Annotated in this window: 18 protein-coding genes and 3 pseudogenes; 9 read left to right on the top strand and 12 right to left on the bottom strand. The window is 68.0% G+C overall.

The window, feature by feature from the left end:
* The 5 genes and pseudogenes from ASD69_RS21315 to ASD69_RS15150 all read left to right on the top strand — a co-directional run.
* Positions 1-2,655, top strand: a pseudogene (locus ASD69_RS21315) (TonB-dependent receptor); the annotation flags it as partial.
* A gap of 493 nt (positions 2,656-3,148) precedes the next feature.
* Positions 3,149-3,561 (top strand): annotated as a pseudogene (locus ASD69_RS22780) (TonB-dependent receptor plug domain-containing protein); the annotation flags it as partial.
* Between the two features lies 1 nt (position 3,562).
* Positions 3,563-4,841 (top strand): annotated as a pseudogene (locus ASD69_RS22775) (TonB-dependent receptor); the annotation flags it as partial.
* 98 nt (positions 4,842-4,939) lie between these two features.
* On the top strand, positions 4,940-6,162 hold a 1,223-nt coding region (locus ASD69_RS22770), incomplete at its 5' end, for a TonB-dependent receptor (protein ID WP_157489448.1).
* A 152-nt stretch (positions 6,163-6,314) separates the two neighbouring features.
* A complete protein-coding gene (locus ASD69_RS15150; RefSeq protein WP_056179665.1) occupies positions 6,315-6,977 on the top strand; it encodes a putative 2OG-Fe(II) oxygenase in 663 nt (220 codons plus the stop codon).
* A 36-nt stretch (positions 6,978-7,013) separates the two neighbouring features.
* Here the strand turns inward: ASD69_RS15150 and ASD69_RS15145 are convergent, their stop codons facing one another.
* The 7 genes from ASD69_RS15145 to ASD69_RS15115 form a co-directional block, all read right to left on the bottom strand.
* On the bottom strand, positions 7,014-7,946 hold the full coding sequence (locus ASD69_RS15145; protein ID WP_056179662.1) for a DUF4097 family beta strand repeat-containing protein: 933 nt from the start codon (positions 7,944-7,946) through the stop codon (positions 7,014-7,016).
* 16 nt (positions 7,947-7,962) lie between these two features.
* On the bottom strand, positions 7,963-8,487 hold the full coding sequence (locus ASD69_RS15140) for a hypothetical protein (RefSeq protein WP_056179659.1): 525 nt from the start codon (positions 8,485-8,487) through the stop codon (positions 7,963-7,965).
* A complete protein-coding gene (locus ASD69_RS15135; RefSeq protein ID WP_056179657.1) occupies positions 8,484-9,062 on the bottom strand; it encodes a sigma-70 family RNA polymerase sigma factor in 579 nt (192 codons plus the stop codon). The genes ASD69_RS15140 and ASD69_RS15135 overlap by 4 nt, the downstream gene beginning before the upstream one ends.
* A 64-nt stretch (positions 9,063-9,126) precedes the next feature.
* Positions 9,127-10,689 carry a sulfotransferase gene (locus ASD69_RS15130; RefSeq protein WP_056179654.1) on the bottom strand — a complete coding sequence of 521 codons (1,563 nt, stop codon included), beginning with the start codon at positions 10,687-10,689 and terminating at the stop codon, positions 9,127-9,129.
* A complete protein-coding gene (locus tag ASD69_RS22765) occupies positions 10,686-11,279 on the bottom strand; it encodes a 2OG-Fe(II) oxygenase (RefSeq protein ID WP_056179651.1) in 594 nt (197 codons plus the stop codon). Before ASD69_RS22765 ends, ASD69_RS15130 begins: the two co-directional genes overlap by 4 nt.
* A gap of 7 nt (positions 11,280-11,286) precedes the next feature.
* The gene (locus ASD69_RS15120; RefSeq protein ID WP_235567223.1) at positions 11,287-13,020 is read right to left on the bottom strand and encodes a phosphoenolpyruvate carboxykinase (GTP); all 1,734 of its coding nucleotides are present in this window, start codon (positions 13,018-13,020) and stop codon (positions 11,287-11,289) included.
* 96 nt (positions 13,021-13,116) lie between these two features.
* The gene (locus ASD69_RS15115) at positions 13,117-13,707 is read right to left on the bottom strand and encodes a TetR/AcrR family transcriptional regulator (RefSeq protein ID WP_056179647.1); all 591 of its coding nucleotides are present in this window, start codon (positions 13,705-13,707) and stop codon (positions 13,117-13,119) included.
* A 227-nt stretch (positions 13,708-13,934) separates the two neighbouring features.
* Between ASD69_RS15115 and ASD69_RS15110 the strand changes: the two genes are divergently transcribed.
* The 3 genes from ASD69_RS15110 to ASD69_RS15100 all read left to right on the top strand — a co-directional run bounded on the left by ASD69_RS15110 (position 13,935) and on the right by ASD69_RS15100 (position 17,502).
* Complete coding sequence (locus ASD69_RS15110) at positions 13,935-16,412, top strand: acyl-CoA dehydrogenase (RefSeq protein ID WP_056179644.1); 2,478 nt, start codon at positions 13,935-13,937, stop codon at positions 16,410-16,412.
* 162 nt (positions 16,413-16,574) lie between these two features.
* Positions 16,575-17,042, top strand: coding sequence for a hotdog fold domain-containing protein (locus ASD69_RS15105; protein ID WP_056179641.1), 468 nt, complete (start codon positions 16,575-16,577; stop codon positions 17,040-17,042).
* 82 nt (positions 17,043-17,124) lie between these two features.
* Positions 17,125-17,502 carry a hypothetical protein gene (locus ASD69_RS15100; protein ID WP_056179640.1) on the top strand — a complete coding sequence of 126 codons (378 nt, stop codon included), beginning with the start codon at positions 17,125-17,127 and terminating at the stop codon, positions 17,500-17,502.
* A gap of 282 nt (positions 17,503-17,784) precedes the next feature.
* On the opposite strand, the gene ASD69_RS15095 is transcribed toward ASD69_RS15100, so the two are convergent.
* From ASD69_RS15095 to ASD69_RS15075, 5 genes are read right to left on the bottom strand one after another with little or no spacing between them, the layout of a single operon-like run.
* Positions 17,785-18,138, bottom strand: coding sequence for a DUF1304 domain-containing protein (locus ASD69_RS15095; protein WP_056179636.1), 354 nt, complete (start codon positions 18,136-18,138; stop codon positions 17,785-17,787).
* 56 nt (positions 18,139-18,194) lie between these two features.
* Entirely contained in the window at positions 18,195-18,761 is a 567-nt protein-coding gene (locus ASD69_RS15090; RefSeq protein ID WP_056179632.1) for a DUF922 domain-containing protein, read from the bottom strand.
* Positions 18,762-18,815: 54 nt separating this feature from the next.
* Complete coding sequence (locus tag ASD69_RS15085) at positions 18,816-19,703, bottom strand: metallophosphoesterase (RefSeq protein WP_082576507.1); 888 nt, start codon at positions 19,701-19,703, stop codon at positions 18,816-18,818.
* Complete coding sequence (locus tag ASD69_RS15080) at positions 19,700-20,842, bottom strand: NAD-dependent epimerase/dehydratase family protein (RefSeq protein WP_082576506.1); 1,143 nt, start codon at positions 20,840-20,842, stop codon at positions 19,700-19,702. Before ASD69_RS15080 ends, ASD69_RS15085 begins: the two co-directional genes overlap by 4 nt.
* Positions 20,839-22,173: an MFS transporter gene (locus ASD69_RS15075; protein ID WP_056180008.1), complete on the bottom strand. Its 1,335-nt coding sequence runs from the start codon at positions 22,171-22,173 to the stop codon at positions 20,839-20,841. The genes ASD69_RS15080 and ASD69_RS15075 overlap by 4 nt, the downstream gene beginning before the upstream one ends.
* 259 nt (positions 22,174-22,432) lie before the next feature.
* Between ASD69_RS15075 and ASD69_RS15070 the strand changes: the two genes are divergently transcribed.
* Positions 22,433-24,019: a choline dehydrogenase gene (locus ASD69_RS15070; protein WP_056180005.1), complete on the top strand. Its 1,587-nt coding sequence runs from the start codon at positions 22,433-22,435 to the stop codon at positions 24,017-24,019.
* Positions 24,020-24,074: the final 55 nt, after the last annotated feature.

The raw sequence follows: 24,074 nt of genomic DNA, 5'->3' as shown, positions 1-24,074 counted from the left end.
CCTCGGCTCCAACCGCACCCTGGTGCTGGTCAACGGCCGTCGTTGGGTCGGCGGCACCGGTCTCGGTGGTGCGGTCGACCTCAACACCATCCCGACCGCCGCGGTCGAGCGCATCGAAGTCCTGAAGGACGGCGCCTCGACGATCTACGGTTCGGACGCCATCGCCGGCGTGGTCAACGTGATCCTGCGCCAGAACTTCGAAGGCGCCGAAGCCAACGCCTACCTGGGCGCCTTCGACAAGGGCGACGGTTTCCGTCAAGCCTACGACTTCACCATCGGCGCGACCTCCGACCGCTTCAGCGCGATGCTCGGCTTCGGTTACGTCAAGGAAGAGCCGGTCATGGCCGGCGACCGTTACATTTCCAAGGAGCCGAAGATCGGCACCGGCACCGGCTTCGGCTCGGGCACCAGCCCGGGCGGCCGCTTCGCCCTGTGCCCCGGTGGCTACAGCAATGGCGCGTGCACCGGTGGCCAGACCAACTTCAACGGCGGCCCCGGCACCTTCACCTACAATGCGGGCGGCAACAGCGCCCCGCGTCCGTTCGTGGCGCCCGGCGACATCTACAACTTCGCGCCCGAGAACTACCTGCTGACTCCGCAGGAACGCCGTTCGGTGTTCGCGTCCGGCACCCTGGACATCACCGATAGCCTGCGCTTCAAGACCACCATCACCTACAACCAGCGCGAGTCCGAGCAGCTGCTCGCCTCGATGCCGATCGTGCTGGGCACCGCCCCGGGCGCCACGGTGCCGGGCCAGCAGATCTTCATCAGCCGCAACAGCATCTACAACCCGTTCGGCCAGGACATCTCGCGCATCAACCGCCGCATCACCGAGTCGGGCGGTCGTTCGTTCAACCAGGACGTGCGCACGTTCGCGATGAACGCCGGCCTGGAAGGCACGCTGACCGTCGGCGAGAAGTACTTCGACTGGGAAGCCGGTTACTTCCGCGGCGAGAACAAGGCCAATAACACGACCTACGGCCTGTTCAACATGATCGCCCTGCAGCAGGCGCTGGGCCCCTCGTTCCGCGACGCACGCGGCGCGGCGCGCTGCGGCACCCCCACCGCCACCATCAACGGCTGCGTGCCGCTGAACCTGCTCGGCGGCGTCGGCAGCATCACCCCGGACATGTTGAACTTCGTCTCGTTCACCGCGCACGACGAGTACAACTATCTCCAGAACAGCTACTACGCCAACATCGGCGGCGACCTGTTCAACCTGCCGGGCGGCCCGCTGGGCTTCTCGTTCGGCATCGAGCACCGTTCCGAGTCCGGCTACGACTCGCCGGACGCGCTGATCAACTCGGGCAACACCACCGGCAACAGCCGCGCCTCCACCAGCGGCTCCTACTGGACGAGGCCTACCTCGAACTCGCGATCCCGGTGCTGTCGGATGTGCCGTTCGCCAAGCTGCTCGACTTCTCGGTCGCGACCCGCTACTCCGACTACAGCAACTTCGGCGACACGCTGAACAGCAAGTTCGGTTTCCGCTGGAAGCCGATCGACGACCTCATGGTCCGCGGCAACTGGTCGCAGGGCTTCCGCGCGCCCTCGATCTCCGAGCTGTTCTCCGGCATCGCCGACTCGTTCCCGCTCCTCAGCGACCCCTGCAACAATGCCAACTTCGGCAATCAGACCCCGTCCGCTCGGGCGCGCTGCGTCGCCGAGGGCGTGCCGAACGGCGGTTACCAGCAGGACAACCGGCAGATCCGCATCTCGGTCGGTGGCGATCCGAACCTGAAGGCCGAGCGCGCCGAGACCACCACCCTGGGTCTGGTCTACAGCCCCAGCTGGATCGAAGGCCTGGACATCAATCTGGACTGGTGGAACATCAAGATCGAGGACGCCCTCACCACCCGCGGCGGCGCCAACATCATCCAGCAGTGCTTGGACAGCGCCGGCACCGGCCTGACCTGCGGCCTGTATACCCGCCGTTCCGACGGCAACATCCAGACCCTGCTCAACGCCACCACCAACATCGGCGGCACCGAGGTCGAGGGTTACGACCTGACGGTCAACTACCGTCTGCCGGAAACCGCCTGGGGCAAGTTCAGCTTCGTCTGGGATACCACCTACCTGGCCAGCCAGAAGGACGATCTCAACGGCAACGGCATCTACGGCGAAAACGAGCAGGACGTGCCGGTGATCGGCCAGAAGCTGCGCTTCAACGAAGGCGGCAACCAGGTCGGCGAGTACGACGGCCCGGGCCAGTCCAACGCCTGGCGCATCCGCTCCAACCTGGCCACGCGCTGGGAGAAGGGCGACATCGGCGCGACCTGGAACATCCGCTACTACTCGTCGCAGACCGAAAACTGCCAGGCCCTGGAAGACTACGGCTACGCCTTCCTGTGCAGCGACCCGGACCGCATCGTCGCCATCCCCACCGACGCCAACGCCAACGGCGTCTGGGACGGCGTGGCCGGCGGCGACAGCTTCACCCAGCGCAACGCGGCCGAGCGCCATATCGGTGCCACCACGTACCACGACGCGAGCTTCTTCTGGAACGCTCCGTGGAACGCGAAGGTCACCATCGGCGTGAACAACATCTTCGACAAGAACCCGCCGGTGTCGGCTACCACCTTCGCCAACTCGTTCGATCCGCAGTACGAAGTCCCAGGCCGTTTCGTCTACTTCCGCTACGCGCAGAAGTTCTGATCGGCTCCAAATCCGGTAGTACCCCGATACGGCCCCATACGGGGCCGTATCTTTTTGTGTGCCATCTCATCAACTCTCGAGACTGCCCCTAGTCAGTTAACGACACTTTAATTACTCACGGGGGGCGGCTAGTATCGGCCCAGCCTTGCCGACTTAGGCCACTCGTTTTGCGCCACCCGGCAGGCTCCCATGGGACACCAAGACTGACTTGGAGAGAGAGATGACCTTGAAGACCACCCAGCTCCGCGAGGCGATTACCTTCGCCCTCGCAGTGGGCGCCACCGCTGCCACAGGCACCGGCGTCGCCTTTGCACAGGAAACCGAGAAAGAAGCCACCACCCTTGACCGCATCGAGGTGACCGGTTCGCGCATCAAGCGTGCCGATATCGAGACCTCGCAGCCGATCTTCTCGCTCAGCCGCGAAGACATCACCGCGCAGGGCCTGACCTCGGTCGGCGACGTGATCCAGAACATCACGGCCAACGGCTCGACNTCGCAGCCGATCTTCTCGCTCAGCCGCGAAGACATCACCGCGCAGGGCCTGACCTCGGTCGGCGACGTGATCCAGAACATCACGGCCAACGGCTCGACGCTCAACAGCTCGTTCAACAACGGCGGCAACGGCGAAACCCGCGTCAGCCTGCGCAACCTCGGCTCCAACCGCACCCTGGTGCTGGTCAACGGCCGTCGTTGGGTCGGCGGCACCGGTCTCGGTGGCGCAGTCGACCTCAACACCATCCCGACCGCCGCGGTCGAGCGCATCGAAGTCCTGAAGGACGGCGCCTCGACGATCTACGGYTCSGACGCCATCGCCGGCGTGGTCAACGTGATCCTGCGCCAGAACTTCGAAGGCGCCGAAGCCAACGCCTACCTGGGCGCCTTCGACAAGGGCGACGGTTTCCGTCANCATCGCCGGCGTGGTCAACGTGATCCTGCGCCAGAACTTCGAAGGCGCCGAAGCCAACGCCTACCTGGGCGCCTTCGACAAGGGCGACGGTTTCCGTCAGGCCTACGACTTCACCATCGGCACGACCTCGGACCGCTTCAGCGCCATGCTGGGCTTCGGTTACGTGAAGGAAGAGCCGGTCATGGCCGGCGATCGCAAGATCTCCAAGGAGCCGATCGTCGGCACCGGCAACGCGTTCGGTTCGGGCACCAGCCCGGGCGGCCGCTTCGCTCTGTGTCCGGGCGGCTACGTCAACGGCGCCTGCACCGGCGGTCAGACCAACTTCAACGGCGGCCCCGGCACCTTCACCTACAATGCGGGCGGCAACAGCGCCCCGCGTCCGTACGTGGCTCCGGGCGACGTCTACAACTTCGCGCCTGAGAACTACCTGCTGACCCCGCAGGAACGCCGCTCGGTCTTCGCCGCCGGCACCGTCGACATCACCGACAACCTGCGCTTCAAGACCACCATCACCTACAACCAGCGCGAGTCCGAGCAGCTGCTCGCCTCGATGCCGGTGGTGCTGGGCACCGCCCCGGGCGCTACGCCGCAGGGCCAGCAGATCTTCATCAGCCGCAACAGCATCTACAACCCGTTCGGCCAGGACATCTCGCGCATCAACCGCCGCATCACCGAGTCCGGCGGCCGTTCGTTCAACCAGGACGTGCGTACGTTCGCGATGAACGCCGGCCTGGAAGGCACGCTGACCGTCGGCGAGAAGTACTACGACTGGGAAGCCGGTTACTTCCGCGGCGAGAACAAGGCCAATAACACCACCTACGGCCTGTTCAACATGATCGCCCTGCAGCAGGCGCTGGGCCCCTCGTTCCGCGACGGCCAGGGCGTGGCCCGTTGCGGCACCGCCACCGCCATCATCAACGGCTGCGTGCCGCTGAACCTGCTCGGCGGCGTCGGCAGCATCACGCCGGAAATGATGAACTTCGTCTCGTTCACCGCGCACGACGAGTACAACTACGTCCAGAACAGCTACTACGCCAACATCGGCGGCGACCTGTTCAGCCTGCCGGGCGGCCCGCTGGGCTTCTCGTTCGGCCTCGAGCACCGCACCGAGTCCGGCTACGACTCGCCGGACGCGCTGATCAACTCGGGCAACACCACCGGCAACAGCCGTACCGCCACCAACGGTTCCTACTCGCTGGACGAGGCCTACCTCGAACTCGCGATCCCGGTGCTGTCGGATGTGCCGTTCGCCAAGCTGCTCGACTTCTCGGTCGCGACCCGCTACTCCGACTACAGCAACTTCGGCGACACGCTGAACAGCAAGTTCGGTTTCCGCTGGAAGCCGATCGACGACCTGATGATCCGCGGCAACTGGTNCCCGCTACTCCGACTACAGCAACTTCGGCGACACGCTGAACAGCAAGTTCGGTTTCCGCTGGAAGCCGATCGACGACCTGATGATCCGCGGCAACTGGTCCGAGGGCTTCCGCGCTCCGTCGATCTCCGAGCTGTTCGCCGGTCAGGCCGACTCGTTCCCGACCCTCAGCGATCCCTGCAACAACGCCAACTTCGGTAACCAGAACCCGTCCGCTCAGGCGCGCTGCGTCGCCGAAGGCGTGCCGAACGGCGGCTACCAGCAGGACAACCAGCAGATCCGCATCACGGTCGGCGGTAATCCGAACCTGAAGCCGGAACGCGCCGAGACCAAGACCCTGGGTCTGGTCTACAGCCCGAGCTGGATCGAAGGCCTGGATATCAATCTGGACTGGTGGAACATCAAGATCGAGGACGCGATCACCACCATCGGCGGCGCCGGCATCATCCAGCAGTGCCTCGACTCCTCCGGCACTGGTCCGACCTGCGCCCTGTACACCCGTCGTGCCGACGGCAACATCCAGACCCTGCTCAACACCACCACCAACATCGGTGGTACGGAAGTCGAAGGTTACGACCTGACGGTCAACTACCGTCTGCCGGAAACCTCGTGGGGCCGCTTCAGCTTCGTTTGGGATACGACCTACCTGGCCAGCCAGGAAGACGACCTGAACGGTAACGGCATCTACGGCGAAGACGAGCAGGACGTGCCGGCCATCGGCCAGAAACTGCGCTTCAACGAAGGCGGCAACCAGGTCGGCGAATACGACGGCCCGAACCAGTCCAACGCCTGGCGTATCCGCTCCAACCTGGCCACGCGCTGGGAGAAGGGCGACATCGGCGCGACCTGGAACATCCGTTACTACTCGTCGCAGACCGAAAACTGCCAGGCCCTGGAAGACTACGGCTACGCGTTCCTCTGCACCGACGCCGATCGCATCGTCGCGATCCCGACCGACTCCAACAACAATGGCGTCTGGGACGGCGTGGGCGGCGGCGACAGCTTCACGCAGCGTAACGCAGCAGAACGCCACATCGGTGCGACCACGTACCACGACGCGAGCTTCTTCTGGAACGCGCCGTGGAACGCCAAGATCACCGTCGGCGTGAACAACATCTTCGACAAGAACCCGCCGGTGTCGGTCACCACCTTCGCCAACTCGTTCGATCCGCAGTACGAAGTCCCGGGCCGTTTCGTGTACTTCCGCTACGCGCAGAAGTTCTGATCGACCCGTTACCAGCGTCACCCGCTACGGCCCCGAAAGGGGCCGTAGTTTTTTGCGGGCCCGGCCCTCGCCCGCCCCGCGCCGCCCCCTCTCGTGTCGCGCTACACTCCCGACGCGGCCGCGCGCGCGGCCTCCGATCCCGGAACCGCACCATGCCCTTCGAGCTCTACCCCGCCTTCTCGGTCCCGTTCGCGCAGGATGTCCTGCCCAACCACCAGGCGATCAACGCCGAGCTCAAGGCCTTGCTGCTGGCGCGCGAGGCGCAGGGCTCGCGCTACGCCAATCCCAACCCGTCGCTGGCGCTGCAACAGGGCGTGTTCGAGAGCGAGTTCGTGCTGTTTTCCTGGCCGGAGACGAGCGTGCAGTTGCTGCGCCAGTTCTGCTGGAACACCCTGGGCCGCGCGATTCAGGAGCTCAACGGCTACAACGCCGCGGAGATGGCGCGCCTGCAGATCTTCTCCCACACCTGGTACCACATCACCCGCCACGGCGGCTTCACCATCACCCACACCCATCCGATGGCGTCCTGGTCGGGGGTGTACTGCGTGGACCCGGGCGAGACGCCCGAGGACCGCCCGGAATCGGGGGTGCTGCGCTTCCACAACCCGCACTTCTACAGCAACCAGTTCGTCGATCCCGGCAACCAGCGCCTGCAGACGCCGTTCCATCACGGCACCTGGAACGTCCGCTTCTCGCCCGGGCAGCTGATCCTGTTCCCGTCCTGGCTGCCGCACGAGGTGCTGCCGTTCTACGGCCGCGACGAGCGCATCACCATCGCCTTCAATTGCTGGTTCTCGATGAAAGACGCCGCCTGAGCGGCGGCGTCGTTCGTTAAGCCCGGGCGCGCCGGCTCAATCGAGCTGCAGGGTCGCGTCGCCGGAGAAGGTCTCCATGTGGATCTCGCCGCTGCCGCTGCCGTAGCGGTGCTCGAAGTTCGAGCCTGGGCCGTGCTTGGGCTTGACGATCTGTGCGTCCGGCGCCGACAGGTCGCCGCTGAAGCTCTGGCCGTGCACGGTCGCCGACAGATTGCGCGGCAGCACCAGGTGGACGTCGCCGCTGACCGTCTCGACCGCGATTTCGCCGCTGGCGGCCAGCGCGGTGCTCAGGCGGAAGTCGCCGGACACCGAGTTGCCGTTGAAGCGGCGCAGCGCCGATTCGCGCACGCTCACGTCGACCCGGCCGGACACCGTTTCCACCTCGACCTCGCCGTCCAGGCGGCCGCGCAGCTGCAGGTCGCCGCTGACCGTCTCGGCGCTGACCTTGCTGCTGTTGAGGGTCAGGGTGAGGTCGCCGCTGACGCTGTCGATGCTGGCCTCGCGCGGGGCCGCGGCCACCGTCACGTCGCCGCTGACGCTGTCGATCGACAGCATCGAGGAGGCCACGCCGGTCACGTCGATGTCGGCCGAGACGCCGTCGATCTCGACGTCGGCGCGCAGCGGCAGGGTCACCTTGAGGTCGGTGGGCTCGCTCTTGTCGCCGCGGACCAAAAAGCCCATGCCGCTGCCGCGGTTGGGGTATTTGACCTTGATCGACAGACGCTCGCCGTTGCCTTCGATCTCCAGCTTCTCGACGCCGTTGCCGAGGCTGCCTTCGATCTTCACTTCCGGGCGGTCCCAGGCGCGCACGTCGATGCGGCCTTTGACGTTCTCGATCTCGACCCGTCCGCGCGGATCCAGCGGGCGGGTCTGGTTGATGGGGGTGGCCGCAAACGCCGGGGCGGCGGCCAGATAGGCCAGTCCGAGGGCGAGTCCGAGCTGGCTTGCTTTGTGGGATGCGCGGGTCATGGTCGTCCTCCGGGTTTCAGGTATAGGCCACGCGCTGGGCGAGCGCGAGGCGTCGAGCGTAGGTGCGGCGCAGCTGCTCCAGCAGCAGGCGCGAGTCGGGGTCGTGGGCCAGCGCGTCCAGGATCAGCGCGGCGTTGCGGTCCAGTTCCTCGAACGCGGGTTGCAGGGCGGTCGCGTTCGGGGCCGGCGCGGCGCGCTGCATTTCCTGCATCGCAGCCTGGTACTGCAGGGTCATGCCGGCGGCCTCGCGCTGCAGCAGCGATTCGCTGCGCGCCTGCGGGGCGTCGTTGGCGGCCTGGTCGCCGCGCCAGACGCCGGTGAAGCCGATCGCCAGCACCAGGGTCGCGGCCACCGCGAACGGCGCCAGCCAGCGCGGCCGCGGCGTGCGCACCGGCGCAGCCACCTGCGGCTGCAGGCGCGCGGCGATCCCGGGCCACAAGTCGTTGGCCGGCGGCTGGTCGCGGCGCAGCGCGCGCAGCTGCCAACGCAGGGCGTCGGGCAGTTCGCCGTCCGACGCGGGCTCTCGATGTTCGGTGTTCATGCCTGTCCTCCTAGCCGTTCGCGCAGCAATCCGCGCGCGCGGTGCAATTGCGCCTTGCTGCTGCCGACCGCCATGCCGAGTTCGGCGGCGATCTCCTCATGCTTCCAGCCTTCCACGTCGTACAGCACCAGCACCGCGCGGGCGCGTGGCGGCAGGCTGGCGACCGCGCGCTCCAGGTCCATCGACAGCGCGGTCACGTGCCCGGCCGAGTCGGCGCTGCCGACCAGCTCGAACGCGTCCTCGTCGCCGTCCTCCTGCGGCTTGCTGCGCCGGCTGCGCAGTTCCATCAGCGCGGTATTGACCGCCAGCCGGTGCAACCAGGTGCTGAAAGCGGACTCGAACCGGAACGCCGGCAGCGCCTGCCAGGCGCGCACGAAGGCCTCCTGGGTGAGGTCCTCGGCGCGTGCGCCGTGGTGGCCGACCAGGCGCGCGATCACGCCGTGGACGCGGCCGGCGTGGCGGCGGTACAGGGTCTCGAAGGCCGCGGTCTCGCCGCGCGCCGCCGCCCCGACCAGGTCGCGGTCGTCGGCCGGTGTCGCTTCGTCTGGCAGGGATTCGGTCACGGCGGTCAGCATAGTCATTCCGATGCCCCGCCATCCGGAAAGGTTTAAGCCGCCGCCGCGTCGGGGCGCGGCCGGCTCAGCCCAGCGCGCCCAGTCCGTGGATCAGCGGCTGCAGCTGGGCCTCGTACGGCGCCCAGGCCGAGTTGCGGTTCTTGATGATGCCGCCGCGCATCTGCGGGCTGCTGGCGGTGGCCACCGCGCCCGCGCGATCCAGGGTGGTGGCGGCGGCATCCCAAGGCAGGCCCAGGAAGTCCAGGACCTCGCGCATCACGCCTTCGGGGTCGGCCACCAGGGCGTCGTAGCGCACGTCCATGATCCGGCCCGGCATGACCTCGTGCCAGTGCGCCATCAGGCGCTGGTACTGGCCGAACCACTCCACCAGCTCGTGCTGGTCGTAGGAGAAGGTGTTCACGTCCGAGAACATGGTGCGCAGGTTGGAGAAGCAGGTGTCGACCGGGTCGCGCACCATGTGCAGGATGCGCGCCTGCGGCAGCGAACGGCCGATGAAGCCCACGTTGAGGAAGTTCGAGGGCAGCTTCTCGGTCAGGTAGGGCCGGTCCTTGGCGCGCCAGGCGCTGCGCTCGAGGAAGCGCTGGCCGACCTGGGCGTAGTCGACCTTGGCCGCGCGCCGCGCCAGCTCGGCGTCGAGCACGGCCTTGTTGCGGTAATCGGCGCCGTAGCGCATCTGGGTGGTGAAGGCGTAGGTCTCGCCGCCGTCGGACACCATCGGATGCCCGCCCAGCAACTGCTCCAGCAGGGTGCTGCCGGAGCGGTGCATGCCCAGGATGAACACCGGCACGTAAGGGCCGGGTTCCTGGGTGACCGGGCGCACGAACTCGGCGTCGCACAGTCGGGCCAGGCCCTCGAACATGCGCCGCGCGTCGAGGCGGTCGTGCGGGGTGAGCTGACGCTTGATCCGGCAACCGCGGTCCAGGGCCTGCCAGGATTCTTCGTAGCGGCCCAGGTCGTGCAGCTCGTTGTGCAGGGCGAAGGCCAGGTAGGCCTCGCTCTCGCTGGCCGGCTTGGCGGCGCGGATCTGGGTGAGCATGCGATCGACGTGGTTGGCGTCGGCGGTCTGCTTGCGCAGGCGCGACAGCACCCAATGCGCCTGCGCCATATTGGGCTGGCGCGCGATCGCCAGCTCCAGTTCACGCTCGGCTTCTTCCATCTCGCCGAAGAACATCTGCACCACGCCGCGGAAATAGCGCATCGGCGCGTGGCGCGGATCGCGCATCGCCGCCACGTCGAGGATCTGCAGGGCCAGAGCGTTGTCGCCGATGGTGCTGACCAGCATCGCCAATTCGGTCAGCCATTCCACCGAGCGGCGTTCGCGCCAACGCGAATGCTCCACGCATTCCAGCAGCGCGCCGGGCTCGTTGAACATGCGCAGCGCGCGCGCCAGGGTCAGCACCGCCTCGTCCGAGCTAGGACGCCGCGCCAGCGCGCGCATCGCATAGTCGTGGCCGAGCCGGTAGCGCCCCACCATCAGCGCCAGCCGCGAAGCGCGCAGCAAGGCCTGGACGTGGTTGGGGTCGGCCGCGAGCAGGTTTTCGAAGGCTTCCAGCGCGGCGTTGACCTGGCCCTGTCGCGCGTGGTCCTCGCCCTGTCGCCAGAGCTTCTGCACTTGGTCCTGGCTCATGCCGTCGGACCCACTGCCACGCGTTCGAACTTGATCGCGAAGGTGTAGCGCGGCGCGTAGCAGATCCGGTTCGGCGGGCGCCCGGCGTGCTTGATCGCGCCGTCGAAGATCACCAGCCGGCCCGGTCGCGGCGTGAGCGCGCAGGCCACTTCGTCGGCGGCGTCGTAGAACATGGTCTCGCCGCCCCACTCCAGGTCCCAGTGCTCGCACAGGTACCACAACGCGGTCAGATCGCGCTGGTCGGGCAGGCAGTCGGTGTGGGTGAACAGCATGTCGCCGAAGCTGGCGACGTTGGTGTAGGCGCGATACGGCTTGTAGCCGTAGCCCGTGCCGGTGAAGCCCAGCACCGCGCGCCGGGTCAGGTCGAAGATCGGCTGCTGCACCAGGGCCTCGAGCTTCACCTCGGTGGCCCAGTGCTTGTAGTCGTTGGTCTCCGGCCGCGCGACCTCGGTGCGCGTGAACGGCGCACGCGCCAGGCTGCGCACGTAGTCGCCGACGTTGGACAGCAGGCCGTCGTACACCCGCAGCGGGCGGCCGTCGATCAGGAGTTCACGACTGGCCGCGATCGCGGCGGGGTTTGCGACGGACATGCAGGTCTCAGCGGGCCAGTGCGGCGGCGATGCGTTGCTGTTCGTCCTTCAGCGCCTGCGGCATACGCGGACCGTACTCGTCCAGGTAACCGCCGATACTGTCGAACTCGGCGCTCCAGCCGGCATGGTCGAAGCCGAACAGCTTGGCCCGCGCTTCGTCGGACAGGCTGACGCCGTCGAGATTGAGATCGCCCGGCGCCGGCAAATGGCCGATCGGCGTTTCCACCGCGCCGGCCTCGCCCTTGACGCGTCCGATCATCCACTCCAGCACGCGCAGGTTGTCGCCGAAGCCCGGCCACAGGAACTTGCCGTCGTCGCCCTTGCGGAACCAATTGACGTGGAAAACCTTGGGCAGCTGGGCCTGGGCGCCGCCGAACGACAGCCAATGGCTGAAGTAATCGGCGAAGTTGTAGCCGCAGAACGGCTTCATCGCCATCGGATCGCGGCGCATCACGCCGACCGCACCGGTCGCGGCGGCGGTGGTTTCCGAGCCCATCGCGGCGCCGACCAGCACGCCGTGGGTCCAGTCGCGCGCTTCGAACACCAGCGGCACCAGCGAGGCGCGGCGGCCGCCGAACACGATCGCCGAGATCGGCACGCCCTGGGCGTCCTCGGCCTTGTCCGAATAGCTCGGGCACTGCTTGGCCGACACGGTGAAGCGCGAGTTCGGATGCGCGGCCGGGCCCTTGGCCGGATCGTAGGGATTGCCGCGCCAGTCGGTGACCGGGGTCTGGCCGTTGTCCAGGCCTTCCCACCAGGGCTGGCCGTCGGCGGTGACGCCGACGTTGGTGAAGATGGTGTCGTGCTGGATCGTCGCCAGCGCGTTCGGGTTCGACTTGCTCGAGGTGCCCGGGGCGACGCCGAAGAAACCGGCTTCCGGATTGATCGCGTACAGGCGGCCGTCGGCGCCGGGGCGCATCCAGCAGATGTCGTCGCCGACCGTCCACACCTTCCAGCCGGCGTCGCGATAGCCCTGCGGCGGAATCAGCATCGCCAGATTGGTCTTGCCGCAGGCCGAGGGGAACGCGGCGGCGACGTAATGGGTCTCGCCCTGCGGGTTCTCGATGCCCAGGATCAGCATGTGCTCGGCCAGCCAGCCTTCGCTGCGCGCCTGATGCGAGGCGATGCGCAGGGCGTGGCACTTCTTGCCGAGCAGGGCGTTGCCGCCGTAGCCGGAACCGAACGATTTGATCGTCAGCTCCTCGGGGAAATGCATGATGAAACGACGCTCGGGATCGAGCTCGCCGATCGAATGCAGGCCGCGTACGAACGACCCCTCGCGCTCGATCCGCGCCAGCGCCGGCGCGCCCATGCGGGTCATGATGCGCATGTTGGCGACAACGTAGGGGCTGTCGGTGATCTCCACGCCGCAACGCGACAGCGGCGAATCGATCGGGCCCATGCAGTACGGGATCACGTACAGGGTGCGGCCGCGCATGCAGCCGGCGTACAGCGCGTCCATCTTGGCGTGCGCCTCGGCCGGCGCCATCCAATGATTGTTCGGACCGGCGTCCTCGGGCGAGCGCGTGCACACGAAGGTCAGGTGCTCCACGCGCGCCACGTCGTCCGGATGCGAGCGGTGCAGATAGCTGCCCGGATGGGTCTGCTCGTTGAGCTGCTCCAGGGTGCCGTCGGCGAGCATGCCCTCGATCAGCGCGGCGTTTTCCGCATCGCTGCCGTCGCACCACTGGATGCGGTCGGGACGGGTCAGGGCCGCGACCTGCGCGACCCACTCGTTCAATGCGGCTAACCGGCTGCCTGCGCTCCCCAGCGCGGGCGCAGTCGGTACGTCTTTGGAAATGGCATTCACGGCAAGGGCCTCCAGCCGGGGGACTGTTTAAGAGTTAGGGATGAGCGTGGCCATCATGTGCTCGACATAGGCCTCGAATTCGTCGTGCTGCATCCGCGTCTGGTGCAACTGCAGATTGAGCTGCAGGAAACCGACGTAGGCGGCGTACAGCAGTCGCGCGCGATGTTGCGCGTCGGTGCGGCTGAGTCCGGCCTGGCGGAAGGATGCGGTCAGGTAGTCCAATCGGCGCTCGGAGACGCGGCCGATCACCGGCTGCACGGCCGGATGGTCCAGCGCCTTGAGCAGCTCGGAATAGATGATGTGCGACTTGACCTCGTGGGCGACGAGGTGGAACAGCGAGCGCAAACGCTGGCGCGGATCCGGGATCGGTTCGAGCTGACCGAACACGGTCTCCTGCTCGACTTTCTCCCAGCGCTCCAACGCCGCGACCAGCAAGGCGTCGCGCGACGGAAAATGCCAGTAGAAGCTGCCTTTGGTGACGCCGAGCCTGCGCGCAAGGGGTTCGACCGCGACCGCGGCCACGCCCTGTTCGGCGATCAGGTCTAGGGCGGCCTGCGCCCAATCGTCGGCGCTCAGGCGGCCGTTGCGTTCTTGCTTGGTCTGGACGGGCTGGCTCATGGATGACAAGTGTAACCATACGCCACCGACGGGAACAGTATGCACCGCAGCATCGGCGAGTTGACAGCGGCCGGGGAACCTTACCATACTCGTGCGTATGTTGAGCGTTTGATGCTGGCGTTTGAACGCGGCGCGGCCCGCAAGCCCACGCGCTAAGGCACTCGCATCACGCCCGCCCGACTAGCCTGAGCCTAGCCAACACGTCGTAATACCGCTGGAGCGTCGCCATGAGCATCGCCATTCCCTTCCTCGCTTTCCTCCTTGTTGGTGCGATCGCCGCCTACCACCGGCTGCGTCTGCCGGTCTGGGCCGCCCTCACCGCGACCGTGCTGGTCGCGTGCTGGCTGTTCGGCGCCAATCCGATCGCGACCATCGTCGCGGCCGCGATCGTGGCCCTGATCGCAGTGCCGCTGCTGATCCCGCAGATCCGCCTGCCGCTGATCACCAAGCCACTGCTGGGCTTCTACACCAAGATCCTGCCGCCGCTGTCGGAAACCGAGCGCACCGCGCTGGAAGCCGGCACGGTCGGTTTCGAGGGCGAACTGTTCTCCGGCAAGCCGGACTGGGACGCGCTGCTGTCGCAGCCCAAGCCCGAGCTGAGCGCCGAGGAACAGGCCTTCCTCGACGGTCCGGTCGAAGAGCTGTGCAAGATGACCAACGACTGGGAAATCACCCACGTCTACGCCGATCTGCAGCCGGAACTGTGGGACTACATCAAGAAGAACAAGTTCTTCGGTCTCAACATTCCCAAGGAGTTCGGCGGCCTGGGCTTCAGCGCGCTGGCCAACCACAAGGTGATCCAGAAGCTGGCCTCGGTGTCGAGCGTGGTCAGTTCCACCGTCGGCGTGCCCAACTCGCTGGGCCCGGCCGAGCTGCTGATGCACTACGGCACCCAGGAGCAGAAGGAACACTACCTGCCGCGCCTGGCCGACGGCCGCGAAGTGCCCTGCTTCGGCCTGACCGGTCCCTGGGCCGGCTCCGACGCCACCTCGATTCCGGACTACGGCATCGTGACCATGGGCGACTGGAACGGCGCGCGCGTGGTTGGCGTCAAGCTCACCTTCGACAAGCGCTACATCACCCTGGCGCCGGTCGCGACCCTGATCGGCCTGGCCTTCCGCATGTACGACCCGGACGGCCTGATCGGCGACAAGCGCGACATCGGCATCACCCTGGCGCTGCTGCCGCGCGACACCGCCGGCGTCGAAGTCGGCCGCCGTCACTTCCCGCTCAACAGCACCTTCCAGAACGGCCCCATCCACGGCAAGGAAGTGTTCATCCCGCTCAGCCAGCTGATCGGCGGCGAAGCCTATGCCGGCAAAGGCTGGCAGATGCTGGTCGAGTGCCTGTCGATCGGCCGCTCGATCACCCTGCCCTCCACCGGCAGCGGCGGCGCCAAGATGGGCGCGATCGTGACCGGCGCCTACGCGCGCATCCGCAAGCAGTTCGGCCTCTCGGTCGGCCGCTTCGAAGGCGTCGAGGAAGCGCTGGCGCGCATCGCCGGCCATGCCTACGCGGTCAGCGCGCTGTCGCAGGCCACCGCCGCGGCGGTGGCGCGCGGCGAGAACCCGGCCGTGCCCTCCACCATCGCCAAGTACCACTGCACCGAGATGGCGCGCGAAGTCGCCAAGGACGTGATGGACATCCACGGCGGCAAGGGCATCATCCTGGGCCCGAAGAACTACGCCGGCCGCAACTGGCAGGCGCTGCCGATCATGATCACGGTCGAGGGCGCCAACATCATGACGCGCTCGCTGATGATCTTCGGCCAGGGCGCGATCCTGTGCCATCCGTGGGTGCTCAAGGAAATGAAGGCAGCGATGCTGCCCGACAAGAAGGAAGCCCTGCGCGAGTTCGACAAGAACCTGTTCGGCCACATCGGCTTCGCGATTTCCAACGCGGTGCGCAGCTGGTGGTACGGCTTCACCGGCTCGCGCATCGGCGCCGCCCCGGGCGACAGCTACACCCGCCGCTACTACCGCAAGCTCAACCGCTATTCGGCGACGCTGGCGGTGATGGCCGACACCTCGATGCTGCTGCTGGGCGGCAAGCTCAAGTTCAAGGAGTCGCTGTCCGGGCGCCTGGGCGACGTGCTCAGCCAGCTCTACATCGCCAGCAGCATGCTCAAGCGCTACGAGGACCAGGGCCGTCCGGTCGGCGACCAGCCGCTGCTGGCCTGGGCCTTCCACGACGCCGTGCACAAGATCGAGCTGGCGCTGTCCGGCGCGCTGCGCAACTTCCCGATCCGTCCGGTCGGTTGGCTGCTGTGGGCGCTGATCTTCCCCTGGGGCCGCCGCGCGCAGGCGCCCAGCGATCGCCTGGGCCACCGCGCCGCGGCGCTGCTGATGTCGCCCAACGATGCCCGCGACCGTCTCGCCGAGGGTGTGTTCACCACGCCTTGCGCGAACAACCCGGCCGGCCGCATCAACAGCTATCTGCAGAAAGTGATCCTGGCCGAGCCGGTGGAGCGCAAGTTCCTCAAGGCGCTCAAGAACAGCGACATCGAAGCGCTGGACTTCCCCAGCCAGCTCGACGAGGGCGTGCGCGAGGGCTGGATCACCGCCGAAGAGCGCAAGCAGCTGGAAGAACTGCGCGAGATGACGATCGATGCGATCAGCGTCGACGACTTCGACGCCGAAGAGCTGCGCTCGGCCGGTTACCGCGGCCTGCACGACCACGGCCACGACGCGCGCGCCGCGGCCTGACGCGGGCGCCGGCGTGCAACGCCACCACGCATGATCGCGACGGCGGGCCCTCGGGCCCGCCGTTTTCGCATGCGGCGGCGAGATGCGCCTGGCCGCCCATCCCATCGATGCAGCGCGCGTCGCCGTTCGACACGACGAACGCGCCCCAGCGGAAATCCCGACATGAGCAGCAACGTCCTCGCCCTCTACCGCAAGTTCGAACGCATGCCCGCCGGGCGCTGGCTGTTCTCGCGCGCGGTCTGTCTGAAGGCGCCCTACTTCGCCAGCATCTCGCCGCGCTTCGTAGCGCTGGAACCGGGCCGCTGCGAAGCGACCCTGCGCCACCGCCGCCGCGTCACCAACCACCTCGGCACCGTGCACGCGATCGCGCTGTGCAACCTGGCCGAACTCACCGCCGGGGTCATGACCGACGCCACGATCCCGCCGAGCATGCGCTGGATCCCCAAGGGCATGACGGTCGAGTACCTGAAGAAGGCCACCGGCACCATGCACGGCATCGCCACGCCGGATATCCCGGTGGTCGAAGCCGCGTCCAGCTACGACCTGCCGGTCAGCGTGGTGGTCAACAACGATGCCGGCGAAGCGGTGTTCCGCGCCCGCATCGCGATGTGGGTGTCGCCGCGCAAGTGAGCGCGATTCCCGGTCGTCCGATGCCGGACATTCGGTCGATGGCGGCACAATCCGCGCCGTGGGCATCGGCTAGAGTGCGGCCATGAGCGCGCATACCTGGATCTGGCTGGGCGGCCTGCACAGCCTGGCTTTCGCCGGCTTCCACCTGGCGTTCTGGAAACTGTTCCGCTGGCGAGACACGCTGAAGACCGCGACCGTGGCCGATCGCGCGATCCTGCAGATCCTCAACCTGCGCCTGATCTACGTATTCCTGGGCGTGGCCGTGCTGTGCTTCTTCTACACCGACGAATTGCAGACCAGCGCGCTAGGGCATGCCGTGCTGGCCGGCATGTCCTTGTTCTGGGTCGGACGCACGATCGAGCAGTTCGTGTTCCTGCGCATCAACCGGCCGCTGGTGCATGCGCTGACCGCGCTGTTCGTGCTGGGCGCGGCGGTGTTCGCGATGCCGTTGCTGGGTTGACGCGTTCGCAGGCCGAACCATCGCCCTTTTGCACGTCATTCCCGCCAAGGCGGGCTCCGCTCTGCTTCGGCTGAACCGAACATCCAGCGACTTGGGCGAGTGCGCAACGTGTCGAACCACGCCCGCTGAAGTCGCTGGATTCCCGCTTTCGCGGGAATGACGAAGCGGAGCATTCTCAGGGCGGTGGAATAAGACATCGCGGGCCGACCCGGCGCGCGAAGCGCCGCACCTGCCGCCTATCGCCAGCCGCCCATCGCCTGCCGCATCGCTCGACGGACCCGATCAACCCGCCAGATACAGCGCCGCGATCGCGGCCAGCGCCGGCACCGCCTGCACGAAGAAGATGCGGCGGTTGACCGTGGCCGCGCCGTAGACGCCGGCCACCACCACGCAGCCCAGGAAGAACAGCGCCACGTCGCGGCGGCCGCCGGCCGCGGCCCAGATCAGGCCGGCGGCGAGGAAGCCGTTGTACAAGCCCTGATTGGCCGCGAGCACCTTGGATTGCTCGGCCTTCTCGCGCGACTGGCGGAACACCTTCAAGCCGGCGGGCTGGGTCCACAGGAACATCTCCAGGACCAGGAAGCCGGCGTGCAGCGCGGCGACCAGCAGGATCAGCGAGACGGCGAGCAAGGACATGGCGACTCCGGCGAGGTTATATCCGGCCTAGTCTAGGGCCGGAACCGGCCGCGCGCTCAAGGCCGCAGCTGCACGCCCTGGCGCAGGCCGAACTCGGTCTGCGCGTCGTAGCGGCGGGTCAGGCCGGTGTAGCGCCGCAGCTGCGCGCGCGCGGCATCGTCCAGCGCGCGCCGCAGCAGTTTGCAGTCGGGCGCCGATCGCCGCGCCAGCATCGCATCGCGCACCGCGATCACCGCTTCGCGGCCGTGCTGGACGTGGCCGGCCTCGTGCGCTTGCAGGTTTTTGTAGAAGCGCCGCCACTCGCGCGCCAGATCGCTGTCGACGCGCGCGCCGCTCCATTCCGGCAGGGTGGTCACGATCTCGGCGCCCACCGTCACCGAGATCAGCTCGCAGCGGTCGCGACGCGGCAGCGACTGATAGGTCCAGGTCACGTTCCAGTCGGTGCTGCCGGCCAGGCGGCGCCCGCCGTAGGCATGCTGCGGGCCGTATTGGCGCATCTGCCCGGCCAGCTCCAGCGCGCTGCGCCCGAAGATGCGGTAGGTGGCGATGCGCTCCTCGATCGAGACCTCGGCGGTCGGCGCGTCCTGCGCGGCGCAAGGCAGCGCCAGCGCCCACAACGTCATCGTCCATCGCCACGCGCGTCCGCCTGCGGCCATGCCTCAGCGCTCCTCGTCGTACTAACGACAGGCCCGGTCGCGATCGCGGCCCTGCCCGCACAGATGCAGCCTGGAAATCTCCGGCGGCACGCCGAAGCGGATCGGCAGGATGCTGGTGCCGATGCCCTGTGTCACGAACAACTGCCGCCCGCCCTCTACGAAATGCCCGACCGGATACGCGCCGTCGGCCTCCTTCCACAAACCCGGCCGCCCCAGCAGCGGAAACGCGATCTGGCCGCCGTGGGTATGCCCGGCCACCACCAGCGACGCGCGCGCGGGCATGCGCCGGAACACCAGCGGATTGTGCGTGATCGCCAGGGCCGGGGCTTGGTCATGGATTGCGGAAAACGCGCGCGCGACGTCGTGCGGCGCCTCCAGCAGATCGCCCACGCCGACCATCCACAGGCGGCAGCGGCCCAGCCGCACTTCCCGCGCCTGGTCCTCCAGCACCACCACCCCGGCCGACTCCAGCGCGCGCCGCACGCGCTCACCGTCCTTCCACCAATCGTGGTTGCCCAACACGGCGTACACCGGCTTGCGCGCGGTCAGCGGCTTGAGGTGCTCGGCGACGGTCTCGGCGGGGATGTAGGTGCCCAGGAACACGCTCAGGATCACGTAGTCGCCGGCCATCAGCACCGCCTGCGCATCGCTGGCCGCGAGCCGCGCGACCAGGCGGTCAAACTGCTCCACGCCGTTGCGCGGCGAGCCCACGTGCAGGTCGGACACCAGATCCACGCGCAGGCCGTCGCATTCGCGTGGCCAGTTCGGCAGCGCGAACGCGTAGTCGCGTTGGGTCAGCGACCCGGGCTCGATCACGCAACCCCAGACCGCGAAGCTCAGCACCAGCAGGGCGAGGATGCGCGCGCTCCAGCGCGGCCGCCACATCCACCGCCGGCGCGGCGCGCTCATCCCGCCTTGGACTTGGCCTGTGCGTGCCAGGCCGCCAGCACTTCGGCCTCGCGCGCGGCGGACAGGCCGGCCTTGGGCTTGGCGCGGCGTTCGGCGGGCAGGCCGCGCCAGTACGCGAGAGTGTCGCGCACGGTGTCGGGCAGCGGCCGGTAACGCAGGCCCGCGGCCTGGGCCTTGGCGCTGCTGATGCGGCCGAAACCGGCGTACTCGCCCTGCGCCGGAATCCACACCGGCATGTCCTGCCAGGGCCCGACCTTCTGCGCTTCCAGGAATGCCGCCGGCACCCAGGTCACGCTGGATTTCGGCGCCTGCATCCGGCCCGCGACCTGCTGGCAGGTGCTCAGCAGCTCGCCCATGCTCAACTTGCCGGCCGGTGCGTCGGCGTTGTAGATGCCGAGGTTGCGCTGCTCCAGAGTGCGCAGCAGAAAGGCCGCCAGATCGCGCACGTCGATGAACTGGGTCGGATCCTGGGCGCTGCCCGGCGCCAGGATCTCGCCGCCGCGGTCGGCGCGCGCCGGCCAATAGGTGAAGCGGTCGGTGGTGTCGCCGGGGCCGACGATCAGGCCCGGCCGCACCACGGTCACGCGGCCCGGCATTTGCGCTTCGGCGGCGCGCTCGCACAGCGCCTTGAGGCCGCCGTAAGTCTCGCCGGTCACCTCGGTCACCTTGGGATCGGCCAGCTGCGCCAGGGGCGCGCTCTCGTCCTGATTGGGGGTATCGGTCTTGGCGTAGACCGAGATGGTCGACACCAGCAGGTACTGGCCCACGCGCGATCCCAGCAGTTGGGTCGAGCGGGTCACGTCGGCCGGCAGATAGGCCGAGGTGTCGAGCACCGCGTCCCAGCGGCGCTCGCCTTCCAGCGCCTTCATGTCGGTCTTGCGGTCGCCGTGCAGCTGCTCGATGTCGCGAAAATCTTCGCCCGAGAAACGCTCCGGGTTGGTCTTGCCGCGGTTGAACAGGGTCAGCGTATGCCCGGCCTTGCGCGCGGCCTCGACGAAGTGCGGGCCGAGAAAACCGGTACCGCCCATGACCAGGATCTTCAGCGCCTTCGGGCGCAGCTTGGTACGCGCGAATGCGGGCAAGGCCAGCAGGCTGGCGCCGGCGAGGCCGGCAACGAGAAAGTCGCGGCGGTCGGTCATCGGTCGGTCCCCGGCGTGGTGGCGTCGACCGGCAGCGTGCGCTGGGCGCGGATCACCCGCCATGCGCCGAAGGTCATGCCCAGGGCCACGCCGATGCCGGCCAGGAACACCATGCGCGTGCCGAACACGGCCAGCGCCTTGTGCAGCCAGACGAAGGTCAGGTCGCCGGCGCGGTAGACCACGGTGTCGATCACCGCCTTGGCCTTGTAGCGCGACTCGCGGTCGACCCGCGTGTAGATCGTCTCGCGGCCCGGCTTGGCCAGCGAGAACTCGCCCGCGCGCGTGGCCACCTGCACGATCGCCACCAGCAACGGCAGCGGCGACAACGCCAGCAGCGCGTAGCCGAACAGGATCGCGAACGCCGGCACCAGCAGGGTCGGCGCCACGCCCCAGCGCCGCAGCAGGAAGCGCGTGAGCAGCAGCTGCACCAGGATGGTGGTGCCGTTCACGAAGCCGTCGATGATCGAGTAGTAGCGCGCCGCCGCCTGCGCGTTCGGGTAGAACTGCTTCACGATCGCGGCCTGTTCGTTGTACAGCAGCGTGCCCACGCCGACGCCGAAGAACATCACCAGCGCCAGCGCGCGCAGCACCGGCCGCTGCCAGACCAGCTTCAGGCCAGCCAGCACCGAGCCGCCCATCGCGACTTCGCCGCTGGCCGCGCCGGTGACCTGCTCGCGCCGGATCGCCCACACCCGCAGGCGCAGGATGCACAGCAGGCACAGGCCCAGGAACGCCGCCGACACCAGCAGCAGGTTGGCCACGCCCAGGCGTCCGACCAGCAGCCCGGTGATCAGCGGCCCGACCAACGCGCCGATCGTGCCGCCGGCGCCGATGTAGCCGTACACGCGCTTGGCGTGCTCGTGATCGAACACGTCGGCCATGAAGCTCCAGAACACCGTGACCGCGAACAGGTTGAACACCGCGACCCAGACGAAGAACAACGCGCCGCGCCCGGGCAGTTCGCGGTGGAAGGCCCAGTAGAAGCCGATCAGGCAGGCCACGAAGATCAGATACACCACCGGCAGGAACACCCGCCGTGGGAAGCGCGACACCAGCGCGCCGTAGATCGGCTGCAGCGCCAGCATCGCCAGGAAGGTGCAGGTGAACAGCACCTGCAGGGTGAACTCCTTCAACGACACGCCATGGCTCAGGGCCCAGGCGATCAGGCCGGGCGGGAACACGGTCTCGATGTCGCCCGAAGCGCCCATCGCGTCGCGCACCGGGCGCAACACGTAGTAGCCGCAGAGCAGGCTGAAGAAGTACAGCAGCGACCACAGCAGCGGCGGCGACTCGGCCACGGCGGCGCGGAAACGGCCCCAGCGGCCCGCCATCGCGGCCGCGCCGCTGGCGGGGTCGGCGGCGGCGCGGACCGGATCAGTCACGCCCGCGGCCTTGCGGTCGGCGGCGGCCGGGGATCGGCTGGCGGGGGTCGCGCGTCATGTCCTCGCTCCCGTGCGCGCTGGCCGGCACGTGCTGGCGGAACGTTAGCCCAAGCCGCCTTACCCCGCCAGCGCGGCGAACCGGAGCGATTGGGAGCATTTGCTCTAATCGCCGGGCTTACGGTCGCCCGGTCACAGACAGGGCGTGGGCGTGTACGACTACATCATCATCGGTGCCGGCTCGGCCGGCTGCGTGCTCGCCAATCGTCTCAGCGAAGACCCCGACACCAAGGTGTTGCTGCTCGAGGCCGGGCCGCGCGATCGCCACCCCTTCATCCACATGCCCGCGGGCCTGGCCAAGCTGGTCGGCAAGAAGGGCGTGAACTGGGATTACGACACCGCGCCCGAGCGCGAGCTCAACGACCGCACCCTGTGGTGGCCGCGCGGCAAGGTCCTGGGTGGGTCGAGCTCGATCAACGCCATGTGCTACATCCGCGGCGTGTCCGGCGACTACGACGACTGGTCGGCCCAGGGCGCCAGCGGCTGGGACTGGAAGAACGTACTGCCCTACTTCCGCCGCTCCGAGCGCAACAGCCGTGGCGACGACGCCCTGCACGGCGCCAACGGCCCGCTGTACGTGTCCGACCTGCGCTACACCAACCCGCTGTCGCAGGTGTTCATCGAGGCCGGGCGCGAGGCCGGCTACGCCGCCAACCGCGACTTCAACGGCCCCGCGCAACAGGGCTTCGGTTTCTACCAGGTCACCCAGAAGAACGGCGCGCGCTGCTCCAGCGCGGTCGCCTACCTGGACCCGGCGCGCGAACGCCACAACCTGACCATCGTCACCGGCGCCCAGGTCAACCGCATCACCTTCGACAAAGGCCGCGCCAGCGGCGTGATCTACACCGCCGGCGGCCAGGCCTTCCACCAGGAGGTCTCGCGCGAGGTCCTGCTCAGCGGCGGCGCGATCAATTCGCCGCAGCTGCTGATGCTGTCCGGCGTCGGCCCGGCCGCGCAGTTGCGCAAGCTCGGCATCGACGTGGTCGCCGACCTCGGCCAGGTCGGCGAGAACCTGCAGGACCATCTCGACATCTGCACCCTGCAGCACTCGACCCAGCGCGTCACCTACGACCGCGTCAGCGATGTGCGCATCGCCTTCGACTACTACCTGCGCGGCCACAGCGGCCCCGGCAGCAGCAACATCGCCGAGGCCGGCGCCTTCGTGCGCTCGGCGCTGGCGCCGGACGAGCGCGCCGACATCCAATTGCACTTCGTACCGGCCATGCTCGACGACCACGGCCGCCGCCGCCTCGTCGGCGATGGCTACACCCTGCACGCCTGCTTCCTGCGTCCGCGCAGCCGCGGCCGCATCTCGCTGGTCAGTGCGCGCGCGTCCGACAAGGCGCGCATCGAGGCGCGTTACCTGACCGACCCGGAAGGTTTCGACCTGAAGATGATGCTGGAGTGCGCCAAGCTCTCGCGCGAGGTGTTCGCGCAGAAAGCCTTCGATGCCTACCGCGGCGCGCCGATTTTCCCGACGCGCAACGACTACAGCGATGCCGAGCTGATCGAGTTCATCCGCGAGAAGGCCGAGACCGTCTACCACCCGGTCGGCACCTGCCGCATGGGCAGCGATGAGGCGTCGGTGGTCGACCCTCAGCTGCGCGTGCGCGGCGTCGAAGGCCTGCGCGTGGTCGACGCCTCGGTGATGCCCACCCTGATCGGCGGCAACACCAACGCGCCGACCATGATGATCGCCGAGCGTGCCGCGGATTTGATTCGCGGGCGTACGCAGTAACAGCGCGATGGCGGGCCGGAGCCCGCCATCGCGCCAAACCGAAGACCGTAAAGCG

Origin of the sequence: Lysobacter sp. Root604 (assembly GCF_001427505.1) — a bacterium.
Taxonomy (GTDB): domain Bacteria; phylum Pseudomonadota; class Gammaproteobacteria; order Xanthomonadales; family Xanthomonadaceae; genus Lysobacter.
The sequence above is the reverse complement of the archived record's forward strand: the minus strand, read 5'-3'. Positions and strand labels throughout refer to the sequence as shown.